We start from the raw sequence: 14,439 nt of genomic DNA, 5'->3' as shown, positions 1-14,439 counted from the left end.
TATGTCTGCTCTCCAATTAATCAAAAAACTCTGTCGGCATAAATCGGTTGCCTTCTCGCTTTTTGTCATTGTCTCCGTCGTCTTTGCATCACTCTTTGCTTCCTGGATTGCACCTTACGATCCGAACAAACAGTTTTTCGAGGGGCTAACAATGGAGGGGGCTCCCCTTCCCCCAAATAGTACCTTTTTATTGGGCACAGACCTTCTGGGGCGAGACCTCTTATCCCGGTTGATTTATGGAGCACAGACCTCGCTTATCATCGGCATTGTCGCCAATGGCATCGCAATTTTGATTGGCACCTTAGTCGGGGTTACCGCCGGTTTTCTCAGGGGGTGGGCTGGGAACGTTTTAATGCGTATGACCGACCTTATGATGGCATTTCCCGCCCTTCTTCTGGCAATTGCTCTTGCAGCCATACTTGAACCTAGCCTTTGGATAGTAGCTCTGGTGATCGCGATGGTTAACTGGGTCCAGGTGGCCAGGGTTATTTACTCAGAAACCATTGCTATTTCTTCCCGAGAATTTATAGCAGTGGAAAGAACGTTGGGCGCCAGCACTCGTCGCATCCTCTTCTCACACCTACTTCCTCACTTACTCCCAACAATCATGGTTTGGGCCACTTTAGGAATATCCACCACGGTATTGCTAGAAGCCACGCTCTCGTTTCTTGGTGTTGGCGTTCAGCCGCCTACTCCAAGCTGGGGCAATATCATCTTCGAGAGTCAGACCTATTTCACCTCTGCCGTTTGGCTGGTGCTCTTCCCAGGAACACTGATTGTCCTGCTTTCGCTAAGTTTCAACCTCGTCGGTGATGCCTTGCGTGATGAGCTGGATCCATCTCTGAAAGGGAGAGACTAATGACTATCTATATTCTCCGACGTCTGGCCTACGCCATTCTGATATTACTTGGCGTATCGTTCATTACTTATCTTCTTCTTTACCTGATCCCGGCGGATCCGGCGCGACAGTTAGCCGGACGAAGTGCCACACCAGAAACGATAGCCAATATCCGAGCGCAATTAGGTTTGGATTTACCCTTCTATCAACAGTATTTCCAATACCTGATGAATCTGCTTCAGGGGGACCTTGGCAGGTCTTACACTCAACGGACAGAAGTCTCGGCATTGATCGGGTCACGACTGTCTGCCAGTTCGCAACTCTTGGTCTGGGGTATTGGGTTTGAACTGCTGATTGGTATCAGCCTGGGTGTTTTGGCTGCATTGAAACGGAATACGGCTCTGGATAGAGGCTTAATGGCGTTCTCGTTCGTGGGAGTATCGTCACCACATTTCATCGCATCGATGCTGTTCCTTTACCTGTTTGCAGTCCACCTGGAGTGGTTCCCACTCGGCGGTTATGGCACAACGCACCACATTCTTTTGCCCGCAATCACACTCGGCATCCTTGGCAGTGGCTGGTACTCACGGATGGTGCGCTCGTCGATGATTGAGGTCTTACAACAAGACTTCATCAGAACGGCCCACTCCAAGGGTCTGACGAGGGTGCGCGTCATTTTCCGCCATGTCCTTCCCAACGCAATTATTCCAGTGATTCCGATGGTCGGTATCGACATTGGCATCTTCATCGGTGGCTTGGTGGTCGTCGAGTCTGTATTCGGCTGGCCCGGACTTGGTCAGCTCGCTTGGCAAGCCATTCAACGTGTCGATATTCCCGTCATTGTTGGAGTCACCATGGTGTCTGCAGTCGTCATCGTCCTTGCAAACCTTATTGCCGATCTGCTGGTTCCCTTAGTCGATCCTCGGATCAACCTTGAGAAGTCGTAAGAGCACTAACCATAAAGAAGCAAAATGATAATCAACGGAGCACGTACTATGACCTTGAAAACTCGTAAAAGCCTCTTCACGAGTGCTATCGCGTCACTCATGTTTGCCGCCTATGTTCAGGCAGCTGAACCCAAGAACGGCGGCGATATCATTGTGACCTATCAAAATGACGTCGCCACACTTGACCCGGCAATTGGTTACGATTGGCAAAACTGGTCCATGATAAAAAGCTTGTTTGACGGCCTGATGGACTACGATCCCGGAACCACCGAACTCAGGTTAGATCTCGCCGAGAGCTACAAGCTGTCCGAAGATGGGAAGACCTATACCTTCAAATTACGCCCAGGGGTTAAATTCCATAATGGCCGCGAAATGAAGGCGGCCGATGTTAAGTATTCTTTGGAACGAACCTCCAACCCAAATACAAAAAGTCCTGGCGCCGGTTTCTTTTCTCCAATCGTCGGCTATGACGCGGTTTCCCAGGGGGAGACCACTGAATTGGAAGGTGTCAAAGTCGTTGACGACTACACCGTATCGATTGAACTGACTGCTCCAAATGCGACCTTCCTGCACGTAATGGGACTGAATTTTGCGTCTATCGTGCCCAAGGAAGAGGTCGAAAAATACGGCGAAGACTTTGGTAAGAATCCGGTAGGCACGGGAGCTTACGAGCTCACAGACTGGACTCTTGGACAAAAGCTCGTATTCGAGAAGAATCCAGAGTATTTCCGCTCGGGCGTTCCTTACATCGACACCATCACCTTCGAAGTCGGCCAAGAACCGTTGGTGGCGTTGCAGCGCCTGGAGCGGGACGAAGTGGACATCGCGGGCGACGGGATTCCCCCAGCGAAATACCTTCAGTTTAAAAATGATCCGCGGTTCCAGGATCTCATGGTCACAGGCGACCAGCTACATACAGGATACCTGACGCTAAATGTCACGATGCCTCCGCTGGACAACCTAAAAGTGCGTAAAGCAATCAATATGGCGATCAACAAAGACCGCATCGTGCGCATCATCAACGGCCGGGCAACACCTGCCAATCAGCCCCTACCGCCAGCGATGCCTGGCTACGACTCGGATTACGAAGGGTATAAATTTGACCCAGAAGGCGCGAAGGCCTTGCTGGCAGAGGCAGGCTTCGCGGACGGTTTCGAAACAGAATTGTTCGTTATGAACACCGATCCTCAGCCACGAATTGCCCAGGCGATGCAGCAGGATCTGGCGAATATCGGCATTACTGCGAACATCAAATCGCTGGCACAAGCCAATGTGATCGCAGCTGGTGGCGTTCAGGATCAGGCTCCAATGGTTTGGTCCGGTGGCATGGCATGGATTGCTGACTTCCCGGATCCTTCAAACTTCTGGGGACCGATCCTTGGCTGTGACGGCGCAGTTCCTGGAGGCTGGAATTGGGCTTGGTATTGCAACGAAGAACTCGATGCTAAAGGTGCAAAAGCAGATGCCATGGCCGCTGCCGATCAACAAGAGGCAAGATCTGAGCTATGGGGTGAAGTATTTACTCAAGCAATGGCGGATGCTCCCTGGGTCCCTATTTTTAACGAGCAGCGGGTCACCGTGCACTCCAAGCGAATGGGCGGTGAAGATGCACTCTACGTCGACCCTGTTCACGTCCCTGTCAACTACGACTATATCTGGGTGAAGTGATGTGTGAGAACAGCCTCGTAAAAACCATTCATGGTCATCACCACCACCATGGATGGGATAACAGCATTGCGCCAGTTGCACGAGTAGCGCCTGGAACCACGCTGGAACTTGAGTGCAAAGACTCCGGCAATGGGTACTTCACTTCTGATTCGACTGTGGAATCGGTTCGTGACATGCCCTTCGACAAAATCAATCCTGTCACCGGGCCTGTCTATGTCGAAGGCGCGGAACCTGGTGACATCCTGAAAATTACGATCGACAGCTTTCGGCCCTCGGGATTTGGCTGGACAGCCAATATTCCCGGGTTCGGCTTGCTGACTGACCAGTTCAAAGACCCAGCACTGGCTCTCTGGAATTACGATACATCAAGCATGGCGCCGGCAATGTTCGGCAAATACGCCAGGGTCCCGCTGAAACCATTTGCCGGAACGATTGGCTTGGCGTTGGCAGAACCTGGCTTACATTCCGTCGTCCCACCCCGTCGGGTCGGAGGTAACCTGGATATCCGCGATCTGAACGCCGGTTCTACGCTGTACCTGCCAGTGGAGGTTGCGGGTGCTCTACTGTCTATCGGAGATACTCACGCGGCCCAAGGGGACGGAGAGATCTGTGGCACTGCAATTGAGAGTGCCATGGACATTACCGTCACTTTGGATCTGATCAAAGATACGCCGCTTGCGATGCCACGATTTACTACGGCAGGCCCAGTAACTCGGCACCTCGACCAAGCGGGCTACGAAGTCTTCACGGGCGTGGGCCCAGACCTTATGCAAGCAGCGCGCGATGCGGTAAGCGGAGCCGTTGAGTGGGTCGCTCGCGAGCACGGCATGCCAGTCGAGCAAGCCTACATGCTGTGTTCCGTGTGTGGAGACCTACGCATAAGTGAAATTGTCGACATGCCTAACTGTGTAGTGTCTTTCTATGTTCCCAAAGTCGTTTTTAACTAGGAGATGACGTGAGTATGACTGTCCCTGATTCGGCACAAGCCGGGAAAACGCTTTTATCGGTTGAAAACCTGAGCATTGAGTTTGGTCAGGGTCAGTCATGTAAGCGAGTCGTTGACGACCTCAGTTTCAATCTGAACAGGTCAGAAACACTTTGTATTGCAGGAGAGTCTGGTAGCGGTAAATCGTTATCAGCACTCGCGATCATGGGGCTTTTGCCCAAAATGGCCCGCACTCCGAGTGGTGCAATTCTTTTTCATAATGAAGAGTTACTCAGCAAGTCTGAGCCGGAAATGCAAAACATCCGGGCCAAACAAATTGGGATGATTTTTCAAGAGCCAATGACATCTTTGAATCCAATCATGCGCATTGGAGATCAGATGATGGAGACCCTCAAGCGGCATCGAATCGCATCCGGTGATGCAGCATGGCAGCACATCCGGTCTATGCTCGACGCCGTTCGGATACCAAAAGTCTCCGAGCGTCTGCGCCAATACCCGCATGAACTTTCCGGCGGGTTACGTCAAAGAGTTATGATAGCGATGGCGATGCTCTGCAGCCCACAGATTCTAATCGCCGATGAACCGACCACAGCCCTCGATGTCACCATCCAGGCCCAGATACTGGAATTGATTCGAGAGCTGCAGAAAGAGTATCAAACAGGCGTACTGATGATTACCCATGACATGGGCGTTGTTGCTGAAATGGCGGACAACGTCGTCGTGATGAATCGCGGTGTTATGGAAGAAACAGCTCCAATCCGAACCCTCTTTTCCAATCCAGCTGCAGCCTATACCAGGCAGCTTCTAGCCGCCGTACCTAGACTGGGGACAGCGCCGCCACTATCGGAGAGGCCGGAACGCCCACCGGTACTTGAAGTGGAAAACCTGAGTGTCCGCTATCCAATGCGGAAGAATTCCTTGTTCGAGCCCCCCAGGGAAGTACACGCTGTCGATCACGTTAACTTTGTACTTCACGAGGGTGAAACCCTTGGTCTGGTTGGGGAAAGCGGTTGCGGAAAATCTACAACCGGGCGAGCGCTCATGAGCATGCTCAACTTTGAAGGCTCGATTAAGGTTCTAGGAAAAGATATCAGGGGCCTAAAAGGAAGCGCCCTGAAGGCGATTCGACAAGACATTCAGATGGTCTTTCAAGACCCCTTCGCCGCTCTCAATCCAAGAAAGACCATTGCCGAGCTTGTGGGAGAACCTTTTCTCATTCACGGTCGTGGCAATTCTGAAGAACGTAAGGAACGCGTAGCCCAATTGCTATCGCAGGTTGGATTACCGGAAGCAGATGTTATGACACGCTACCCACACCAGTTTTCAGGTGGCCAGCGCCAACGAATTTGCATAGCCAGGGCTTTGGCACTGAACCCGAAAATCATCGTTGCGGACGAGCCGGTCTCGGCATTGGATGTGTCTGTGCAGGCACAGGTCCTTGACCTCATGGAAGATCTGCAGAGCCAGTACAATCTGAGCTACTTGTTCATTTCTCACGATATGGCCGTGATTGAGCGCTTATGCCATCGAGTCGCAGTTATGTTTGGTGGAAGAATCGTTGAAATTGGTTCGAGGGATCAAGTCCTGCACAATCCACAGCACCCTTACACACAGCGCTTACTTTCTGCAGTCCCGATTCCTGCCCTGGACAGCAAGAGAGACTTTCGGGCTCTACTGGAAGACAGTAAAGCCCCAGATCCGATTAAACCCAAAGGTTACCAATCTAAACCAAGCCAGTATGGCGAAATTAACCAAGGCCACTGGGTGGCTCTAGAGGCTTAGGATTCCGAAGCGTCACTTTCGCGGATATCGGCAAGAGCGAGGAAATTGCCAATGTCCGCGATGCCTGAATCTACTGCTACAAGTTCTGAATCGTCTTTGAGTTGGACCCCGGATAGCCTCCGCTCGTTCGCACCCCGAAGCAGACCAGCCAACTTATGGCTGGCTAAAGCATGACTAAGACCTTCTGGACGAATATTTGAAATGCAGTTTCGAGAGTCATCCCGCAAACCAGGCTTAGGTTCGAAGGTAAAGTAGACGCCAAGGCTATCAGGAGAACTCAACCCCGGCCTTTCTCCGATCATTAAGACGACCATACGGGCCGCCAACTGGCTTCCTATCTCGTCTCCAATTGCGACCCTCCCTTGGCGAATGATGACAACCGGCGATAGACTCCAGCTCTCCTTTTCAGCCAACGTTATTAAGTTAGCAAGCATCGGCAAGCTGTGGTCACGCACTGCTCTAGCAGATAGTCCATCAGCAATAACAATTGAAAGATCAAACTCAGGAGCCCCCTCTTCCTGGTGCCAATCGCTTAAAGACTTTTTAGTTGCCTCATCCAACTTCCTCCCGAGATCAGGACGCTGAAGGTATTCCTCACGACCGACAGCAGCACTGTTGCCGACAAAGCATCTCAGGCCCTTGTCACGTATCTGATCGGCCAAGCGATCGGCGTCTAGGCCAGAGTGCACGGCATCCCGGGCTCCGGCATGGGCCAACTGGAATTCCAGATGAGCTGATGTTGGCAGACTTGTTCCCGCCCGGCCTAACGCCACACGCGCTGCCGTCAACCGTTTCAAATTATCCCACGGATCAGCTGTCACAACTCCAGATAGAAAACGATTATCTCTATTCATTGGCCCGCCTCCGACGTCGCGGCCAAAACTGCTCTTGAAAAGGGAGCCGGGAGACTCTGACTAGTAGTCAAAGCTCCACCGTCCATTTTCATAATTCCCATGTCATTTAGCCAGCGCTCAAACTCAGGCGCCGGACGCAATCCAAGTACTTTCCTGACATAGAGTGCATCGTGAAAGGAGGTGCTTTGGTAATTCAACATGATATCGTCGGCGCCGGGGATACCCATTATAAAATTGACCCCAGAGGTCCCAAGGAGTGTTAACAAGTTGTCCATATCGTCTTGGTCCGCTTCGGCATGGTTGGTGTAGCAGATGTCGCAACCCATTGGCACACCTAACAGTTTCCCGCAGAAATGATCCTCCAGGCCGGCCCGAATAATTTGCTTACCGTTATAGAGATACTCAGGCCCTATAAATCCAACAACGGTATTAACCAAGAATGGATCATAGTGCCTGGCTACCGCGTATGCTCTTGCTTCACAGGTTTGCTGATCTAAACCATGGTGAGCTCCAGCCGAAAGAGCACTTCCCTGCCCGGTCTCGAAGTACATAACATTGTTGCCGACCGTTCCGCGCTTGAGGCCCATCGCGGCCTCACGCCCTTCCTCCAACAATGACAGCGAAACACCGAAACTACGATTGGCCGCTTCGGTCCCGGCGATAGACTGGAAGACAAGGTCTACAGGTTTGCCCCGGTTAATCAATTCAATAGTGGAAGTGATATGCGTCAGGACACACGTCTGAGTAGGAATACTGTAATTACCAACCACAGAATCCAACATTTCTAACAGTTCGCCGATGGCCGATAGGCTATCCGTCGCTGGATTAATTCCTATCATTGCATCCCCGTTACCGTACATTAGTCCATCCAGAACGCTTGCGGCGATGGCTGATACGCTATCCGTTGGACTATTCGGTTGCAGCCTTGTCGACATTCTGCCCTTCAGTCCCATGGTATTTCGGAACGCCGTTTTGACTCGGATCTTCTGCGTCACAAGCACCAGATCCTGAAGACGCATAATTTTCGACACTGCCGCGGCCATTTCGGGCGTGAGTCCCGCCGATATCGTCTTTAGGTTTTCCTCAGTGCACTCGTCACTCAACAGCCAGTTTCTGAAGTCACCTACTGTCAGATGGCTGACCAAGGCGAAAGCCGAGGCATCGTGGTTGTCGAGAATTAACCTTGAGACCTCATCGGACTCATAGGGTATTACCGCTTCATTCAGGAACGCCTTTAAGGGCAGATCGGCAAGAGCCATCTGCGCCGCAACCCGCTCCGTATCAGAGCATGCAGCAACACCCGCCAGTACATCTCCAGATCGGAGCGGAGTTGCCGCTGCAAGAAGGCATTTCAGGTCTTGAAAATGCCAACGCTCACCACCAGCCAACTGTGCATACCCACCCATTCTTCCTCCGAGGGATTTGCTCCCTGCTCTATTCCATGGCCTCCAGGGATTCAGGCAGAACCTGACCACCGTCAACAACAATTGTCTGCCCTGTCACATAGCCCGCTTCGCGTGAAGCGAGAAACATAGCGGCATTAGCAATATCCTCGGTACTACCCAGCTTTTTGAGTGGGATTGAGGCTGCCATCTGATCCAGATATTCCTGCCCCATATCTTCGAGGCCTTCAGTAATGATGTTTCCCGGCATTACTGCATTTATCGTGATCTGATATTTACCCAGTTCGATGGCCGCTGTGCGAATGAATCCTAGTTGGGCGGACTTGCTGGCGCCGTAATGGGACCAACCGGGAAATCCTGTGATAGGCCCAGTGATGGAGGATGTAACCACAATCCGCCCTGCCTGACTCTTCTTTAATTCAGGCAGACACGTCTGCACGCTGACGAACGTGCCTTTCAGATTGGTGTTCATGACCTCGTCCCATTGGTCGTCCGACATGGACTCAAGACCAGCAGACGGGAAAATGCCCGCATTCGCACACAACACATCTAGTCCACCGTACAACTCAACACAACGGGCAACTGCGGCCTTCATGTCTGTACGACTGCTAACATCCGCACAATAATGGTTCGCTGCCCCCCCGGCCGACACGATCTCTTCAACCGCGGCTGCAGCTGACGCCTCACTTCTAGCAACCACGAGAACCTTTGCACCTGCTGATGCAAAGCCCGAGGCTATACCTTTTCCAATACCCTTACTTGCTCCGGTCACCATGACCGAGAGTCCTTTAAGCGATGTAATCATTTTTCGTCCCTCTTATTTCAATTGCCTGTTCATGAGAAGGCATACCGTATGTTTGTTTGTGCTCAAGTCTTTCTTTTTACTAGCGATTGAGGATCAGAAAGGTAGGCTCGGGCGAGTTCGGCTGTGCCATTCGCGAATTCCACGCCCTGTTCTACTGCCATGTCTGCGGTAGGATGCGACCCGATCCATGCCAGAAGCGTCATCCGCCGCAGCATGATAAATGTCGGTATTTCAGATCTCTCCGCCTGGGAGAGATCAGTGATCTCTGAGTACCCAGAGAGCCATGAAGCGACTAATTCGGGTACATCGGGCCGTGTCTCAATAAAGCTGATGGCTGACGCTAGGTCGTACAAAAACCAACCTGAACCACAGTCATCGAAGTCAATGACTCGGATATCCGTACCGTTTTCCAATAGATTCGCCAAACGCAGATCAGAATGAATCAAACCGTAGCGATCGGAGCCTTTCCCGAATTCCTCAAGCCTCGTCCTGATCGTTTCAGAGGTTTCCTCCAACAACTCCAGAGACTGCTCATCCAAGCCGGGAGCCTCACGCCAATCACCCCAGTTAGGTCTATTGCCCAGACATCCATCGAAGTCCCAGACCAGACGTTCAAAGTAGGCTGGTCGTTGCCAACTCTTAGCGTGTTTATGTAGCCGCGCTGTCAGTCTGCCCAGGTTTCGAAATGCTTCCTCAAGCCGGTCCTCGTCTGGCTCCGTACCCTCAATAAACCCGAACAGGTCTACAAAACGAGTTTCCATCAGATGGTCATCCCCTTCGATCTCTACCACGTACTCGCCACTGGAAGTTGGTATTGCTTGGGGGGTTAGAATTCCGGCCTCCCTTTGGAGCGCAGCCATCCAGTCCAGCTCTGTCCTGACTGCATTTCGAGTGTGATAGCCGGGACGGTGTACGCGCATAACCACTGCCCTGTCGGAGCTGCCCGAATCTACTCGGTACGTGGCGTTCTCTGAGAGGCTAAGCAACTTCAGCCCTGCGCCCTCAGATAGCCCCCATTCTCCAAGAGCTTGCCTGGCAACTTGCTCTAGCAATATCAGCTGGGTTTCTCTGTTGAGCTGATCGAAATGTATTGCCGAATCCATAAATTCACCTTCTTCGAAGCAGAGATCCTGATTACTTTTTGGCTTTTCGGCGACCCAACCAATAGCCACCAAAAAGAACCAAGCCGGCCATCAATGTGGTCAGTGAACCCAGTGCGGGGACCTGCGGCGAGTATCCAGCCACCATTTTTGCGTAAAGCCACACCGGCACGGTTTGCTCTGCACCCGTTGTGAAAGTCGACAGTGGAAAATTGCCCCACGAGAGAAGGAAGGCAAACAACGCTCCTGAAAAAATGCCTGGCCAAAGGATTGGCAATGTCACCTCCGTGAATACCTGCCAGCGGGACGCTCCAAGATCGTATGCAGCTTCTTCCACAGAGGGATCGAAACCGTATACCTGAATGCTAATGACCAACGTGACAATCGGAATGATCCAGACCAAATGAGCAAATACCGCCAGCTGCCAACCAGGGCTGATATCCAGTGCCGAAGACCACAACAGAATGGCCAAGCCGAGCACCGCTTGAGGAAAGAAGATCGGTAGCAAAATCAGTTTTTGATAAAGGCTGCGACCTTTCCATTCATATCGCGCAAATGCCAATGCCCCCGCTATTGCCAGAACAACAGAAACGATCGTGACGACGCCTGCAATCAAGAGTGAGGTCCCCAGGTAGTCTCGAATCTCGATCGAACTGAACACCGACGCGTACCAGTCAAGGGACCAGGCCTTTACGGGGAACATGAAAAAGCGCAATTTGGAAAACGATGCAATAAAAACTGCAACCATCGGAAGATAGATGAATAGCAAAATGACAATCGTCCAGATCCGAATCGCTTTTTCGCTTTTACGATTTCTGAATGCAGTCTCAGTAGCTGACATAACTTAGCTCCTATTTTCGCGACAACAGGTTGTCCAGATTCAGCCGGGACAAGAGGCCAATCACGAGGACCGCAGTGAGTAGGATCAATAGTGTTGAGAGAGCCGAACCCAGAGGCCAGTTCTGTGCGTAGGTAAACGCGGTCTCAATATCATGAGAGATCATGATGATCGACTGGCCTCCGAGTATCTTCGCTTCCGATATGGAGCCAAGCACAAGGACAAACGACAACAAACATCCAATCATGATGCCTGGCATTGCCAGCGGCAGCTCTACCTCTTTAAAAACCTGCCAACGCGTCGCTCCCATATCGAAAGCCGCTTCACGGCATGAATCGGGCACCATTGATATGCCTAATGACATTGGGAATAACATGAAGGGCAAATAAACATACACCATCCCTAGTACCGTCACGGGGGCGTTGTAGAGCATGTCAGGGAGCTCCCACCCAAAGAGCGTTCTGGTTGTGCCGTCCAGAATGCCATGGTTCAGAAGCGTTAATACCCAGCCAAAAAGACGAACGTTTTCTGAAACAAATAGGGGCAGAACCAGCAGTAGCGTGAGGATCATCGAGCGCCTGAAGATTCGCGATAGACCGTAGGCGACAGGCCAACAGATCACGATCAATATCAGTGTCGATAGCAGAGCGAGCCAGACAGACCAGGCGTATGAAATGTAATAACCTTCCTGGAAAATAGTGACAAAGTTCTCTAGGGTCGGTAACTGGTTAAAGGCAAAGGAACGTTCGGGCATAAAGCTGTAAATGACCACCAGCCCAAGCGGACCTATGAATCCCGCCACAAAAATAAATAACGCCGGAAGGCTTAGAAGTGCGCCAGGCTGTTTAAACCAAAGTAAAGTTTTTCGAGCCCTGAGCTTCAAAGCAGGATCCTTGGTTTCCGGCAAACGTTCTGCAGAAGAGTCGGTTACAGGGTATGATTTAGATGGCATGTTCATGTTCAGGATCCTCCTATCTCGCAAGCAGAAAAGCCTGATCGGAATTCCATCCTAAGCGGACGCTTTCTCCAACATTCCATTCATCGCCAATCATCGTCTCAACAAGCAGTGAGCGTTTCTTCACTTTCACTTCATACTGAACTCTCGAACCCAGCACGTACTGGTTTTGCACAGTGCCAGCTATCTCAGTGTCAGCCGCTTCGCCCTCGGCTAAAATTTGAATGCGCTCAGGTCGCACGATGAGAATGCCAGATTCAAGATCAGCGCCTGGAGGTCCGACGTAACTGTCTTGAGTATCTGTATCCAGAAAGCGAGCGTCCTCCTGCCGGGTAACATTGAATTGATTTACTTCACCCATAAACTGGGCGACAAAGCTATTCGCGGGCTTATTGTAGATTTCATCGGGAGTTCCAATCTGTACGATGCGGCCATCACGCATTATTGAAATGCGATCGCTCATGACCATTGCTTCTTCTAGTGAATGGGTGATGTACACAAAAGTCTTTCCGGTTCGCCGCTGAATATCTTTGAGTTCTTTTTCCAGCGTTTTCCGCAATCGATAGTCCAGGGCAGAAAGCGGCTCGTCGAAGAAGAGGATCTCAGGATCGAAAGCTAGTGCTCTTGCCAGAGCAACCCGCTGCTTCTCACCGCCAGAACACTCACTTACCTTTTTTGCGTAATAGGCTTCTGAGAGGTGGAGCTGTTCAAGCAATTCGATTGCTCGGGTTTTCCGGTTGTTCTTCGTTTCTCCGCGGAGCTTCAGGGGAAACTCTATGTTCTCCCCAACAGTTTTATGTGGAAACAACGCCAAGGATTGAAAAACCATGCAGGTTGGGCGGCGATTGGCAGGCACATCGTTAACCCGCTCTCCCGACATCAAAATATCGCCGCGAGATGGCTTATCCATACCAACCAACATCCGGATCATGGTCGTCTTACCACTGCCGGATGGGCCTACGATCGTGAAAAACTCACCTTTTTTTACTTCGAGGTTAATGCGCTCGACCGCTACAAAGTCGCCGAAGTATTTCTCTACATTCCGCAATTCAAGAATGCTTTCAGTCATACCTGCCTCCAATGGATATAGGTATGCTCGGTCCGGCAGCACGCCGGACCGAGCATATCGGGATTACGCCTCGCGACGGGCACGCGTATAGATTTCGAGCATTCGGTCGTAGTCAGGATTCACGTCGTAATCCGCACAGTGCTCTAACTCCCACTCAAGGCTGTCATACTGAATGGCATCCAGCTCCTGCTTAGTGAACGCATCACGTACTTCTTTCATTCCCAACTGAGTTACGGGGTTGTGAGAGCCCTCGGCGAACGCCACTTGTCTAGAAACATCGGGGCGTTGCACATACTCAAGGAAATCTTCGGCCCTCGGCGACAGCTCAGGATTATTAACAACGGAGGTGACTTCGATCCAAACAATGCCACCCTTCCCGTCGATCGGTCCGGATTTCGGCGTAATACCCCTGACGTTTGAAAAGCCATCCATTCGTGCGATTGAGCAGGAGTAAGTGCCGCCCGTGAAGTAGGCATCAATACCACCAGTAATCAGCGCCTGGTTCATCATCAGATGGTCGTCTGAGAGAACCTTCGCGTTTTTGAACAGATACCTTGCAACTCGCTCGAACTCTGTAAATTCGGCTTCGGTGTGCTCTTTGAACGGCGTGAAGCCGGCCGTTATACACATGTGATAAATATTCCAGTTTGCCCAGGTGAGCATTCCGTAACGGCCCTTCATGGAGGGGTCCATGAAGAGGTTGAAGCCCTGATCTTCAGCCATCGAACGTGAAATTTTATCGGTGTTTACTACGAACGACAGCGGTCCGAATCGCTGAGTCATGCCCAACAGTTCTTTCTGATCCAGACTCATCGCCCACTTATAAGGCCAACGAAATTCCTCAAGCATCTGGTCGAAGTAGGGCCGAAAACGCTCTTGGTCCAGCGGTTTGATCAAGCCTTCCGGGTAGAGGATTTCTCTCGCCCAAGGGTTGTTGAGATTTACGAGGTCCCATACTTTATTTTCTCCGGCTCGGAGCTTATTCACTGCATCCGGATCCGAGATAACATTCTGGGCAGAGACCCGTGTATCAAAAGATCGGCGGAAAGGATCCAGAACGTTCGGCGAGTTATACCCCTCCCAAACCAGGATATTAAGCTCACGAGCTCTATCTTTTGACGCAGCCCAACCCATATTTGGCCAGAGCGCCGCTGGAGCTGCGGCCGCGCCCGCCGCCATCCCCATTCCCTTTAGAAAATTACGACGATTGGTCTTTAGCTTCGACATGTGCGAT

13 protein-coding genes are annotated in these 14,439 nt (G+C 51.4%); 5 read left to right on the top strand and 8 right to left on the bottom strand.

Features of this window, described 5'->3' with window-relative positions; genetic code table 11:
• Position 1 precedes the first annotated feature (1 nt).
• From ACGK9W_RS03270 to ACGK9W_RS03250, 5 genes are read left to right on the top strand one after another with little or no spacing between them, the layout of a single operon-like run.
• Positions 2 to 859, top strand: coding sequence for an ABC transporter permease (locus tag ACGK9W_RS03270; protein WP_405419048.1), 858 nt, complete (start codon positions 2 to 4; stop codon positions 857 to 859).
• Positions 859 to 1,785, top strand: a complete 927-nt coding sequence (locus ACGK9W_RS03265) for an ABC transporter permease (protein ID WP_405419046.1) — start codon at positions 859 to 861, stop codon at positions 1,783 to 1,785. The genes ACGK9W_RS03270 and ACGK9W_RS03265 overlap by 1 nt, the downstream gene beginning before the upstream one ends.
• Before the next feature lie 48 nt (positions 1,786 to 1,833).
• Complete coding sequence (locus ACGK9W_RS03260) at positions 1,834 to 3,453, top strand: ABC transporter substrate-binding protein (RefSeq protein WP_339779387.1); 1,620 nt, start codon at positions 1,834 to 1,836, stop codon at positions 3,451 to 3,453.
• On the top strand, positions 3,453 to 4,400 hold the full coding sequence (locus ACGK9W_RS03255; RefSeq protein ID WP_339779389.1) for an acetamidase/formamidase family protein: 948 nt from the start codon (positions 3,453 to 3,455) through the stop codon (positions 4,398 to 4,400). The genes ACGK9W_RS03260 and ACGK9W_RS03255 overlap by 1 nt, the downstream gene beginning before the upstream one ends.
• Before the next feature lie 14 nt (positions 4,401 to 4,414).
• On the top strand, positions 4,415 to 6,181 hold the full coding sequence (locus tag ACGK9W_RS03250) for a dipeptide ABC transporter ATP-binding protein (RefSeq protein ID WP_405421160.1): 1,767 nt from the start codon (positions 4,415 to 4,417) through the stop codon (positions 6,179 to 6,181).
• Here the strand turns inward: ACGK9W_RS03250 and eutC are convergent.
• The 8 genes from eutC to ACGK9W_RS03210 form a co-directional block, all read right to left on the bottom strand.
• Entirely contained in the window at positions 6,178 to 7,035 is an 858-nt protein-coding gene (eutC, locus tag ACGK9W_RS03245) for an ethanolamine ammonia-lyase subunit EutC (RefSeq protein WP_339779391.1), read from the bottom strand. The genes ACGK9W_RS03250 and eutC overlap by 4 nt on opposite strands.
• Positions 7,032 to 8,441: an ethanolamine ammonia-lyase subunit EutB gene (locus ACGK9W_RS03240; protein ID WP_339779393.1), complete on the bottom strand. Its 1,410-nt coding sequence runs from the start codon at positions 8,439 to 8,441 to the stop codon at positions 7,032 to 7,034. The genes eutC and ACGK9W_RS03240 overlap by 4 nt, the downstream gene beginning before the upstream one ends.
• A 28-nt stretch (positions 8,442 to 8,469) precedes the next feature.
• A complete protein-coding gene (gene fabG, locus ACGK9W_RS03235) occupies positions 8,470 to 9,243 on the bottom strand; it encodes a 3-oxoacyl-ACP reductase FabG (RefSeq protein ID WP_405419043.1) in 774 nt (257 codons plus the stop codon).
• Positions 9,244 to 9,305: 62 nt separating this feature from the next.
• The gene (locus tag ACGK9W_RS03230; RefSeq protein ID WP_405419042.1) at positions 9,306 to 10,415 is read right to left on the bottom strand and encodes a phosphotransferase enzyme family protein; all 1,110 of its coding nucleotides are present in this window, start codon (positions 10,413 to 10,415) and stop codon (positions 9,306 to 9,308) included.
• On the bottom strand, positions 10,378 to 11,184 hold the full coding sequence (locus ACGK9W_RS03225) for an ABC transporter permease (RefSeq protein WP_289109535.1): 807 nt from the start codon (positions 11,182 to 11,184) through the stop codon (positions 10,378 to 10,380). Before ACGK9W_RS03225 ends, ACGK9W_RS03230 begins: the two co-directional genes overlap by 38 nt.
• A gap of 10 nt (positions 11,185 to 11,194) precedes the next feature.
• A complete protein-coding gene (locus tag ACGK9W_RS03220; protein ID WP_289109537.1) occupies positions 11,195 to 12,139 on the bottom strand; it encodes an ABC transporter permease in 945 nt (314 codons plus the stop codon).
• A gap of 13 nt (positions 12,140 to 12,152) precedes the next feature.
• A complete protein-coding gene (locus tag ACGK9W_RS03215; protein WP_339779400.1) occupies positions 12,153 to 13,205 on the bottom strand; it encodes an ABC transporter ATP-binding protein in 1,053 nt (350 codons plus the stop codon).
• A 63-nt stretch (positions 13,206 to 13,268) separates the two neighbouring features.
• Positions 13,269 to 14,432 (bottom strand): PotD/PotF family extracellular solute-binding protein, encoded by a 1,164-nt coding sequence (locus ACGK9W_RS03210; RefSeq protein WP_289109540.1) that lies wholly within the window; start codon positions 14,430 to 14,432, stop codon positions 13,269 to 13,271.
• Positions 14,433 to 14,439 lie beyond the last annotated feature (7 nt).

The sequence above is a fragment of the Marinobacter flavimaris genome (genome assembly GCF_045057155.1).
Lineage (GTDB): Bacteria > Pseudomonadota > Gammaproteobacteria > Pseudomonadales > Oleiphilaceae > Marinobacter > Marinobacter manganoxydans.
This window is presented reverse-complemented; position numbering and strand designations above follow the sequence as displayed.

What these genes read in the sequence shown, in the direction of transcription:
- ACGK9W_RS03215 (WP_339779400.1), bottom strand. Translation starts at nt 13,205, where the DNA reads ATGACTGAAAGCATTCTTGAATTGCGGAATGTAGAGAAATACTTCGGC.
- ACGK9W_RS03240 (WP_339779393.1), bottom strand. Translation starts at nt 8,441, where the DNA reads ATGGGTGGGTATGCACAGTTGGCTGGTGGTGAGCGTTGGCATTTTCAA.
- ACGK9W_RS03225 (WP_289109535.1), bottom strand. Translation starts at nt 11,184, where the DNA reads ATGTCAGCTACTGAGACTGCATTCAGAAATCGTAAAAGCGAAAAAGCG.
- ACGK9W_RS03260 (WP_339779387.1), top strand. Translation starts at nt 1,834, where the DNA reads ATGACCTTGAAAACTCGTAAAAGCCTCTTCACGAGTGCTATCGCGTCA.
- eutC (WP_339779391.1), bottom strand. Translation starts at nt 7,035, where the DNA reads ATGAATAGAGATAATCGTTTTCTATCTGGAGTTGTGACAGCTGATCCG.
- ACGK9W_RS03255 (WP_339779389.1), top strand. Translation starts at nt 3,453, where the DNA reads ATGTGTGAGAACAGCCTCGTAAAAACCATTCATGGTCATCACCACCAC.
- ACGK9W_RS03250 (WP_405421160.1), top strand. Translation starts at nt 4,415, where the DNA reads ATGACTGTCCCTGATTCGGCACAAGCCGGGAAAACGCTTTTATCGGTT.
- fabG (WP_405419043.1), bottom strand. Translation starts at nt 9,243, where the DNA reads ATGATTACATCGCTTAAAGGACTCTCGGTCATGGTGACCGGAGCAAGT.
- ACGK9W_RS03220 (WP_289109537.1), bottom strand. Translation starts at nt 12,139, where the DNA reads ATGAACATGCCATCTAAATCATACCCTGTAACCGACTCTTCTGCAGAA.
- ACGK9W_RS03210 (WP_289109540.1), bottom strand. Translation starts at nt 14,432, where the DNA reads ATGTCGAAGCTAAAGACCAATCGTCGTAATTTTCTAAAGGGAATGGGG.
- ACGK9W_RS03265 (WP_405419046.1), top strand. Translation starts at nt 859, where the DNA reads ATGACTATCTATATTCTCCGACGTCTGGCCTACGCCATTCTGATATTA.
- ACGK9W_RS03270 (WP_405419048.1), top strand. Translation starts at nt 2, where the DNA reads ATGTCTGCTCTCCAATTAATCAAAAAACTCTGTCGGCATAAATCGGTT.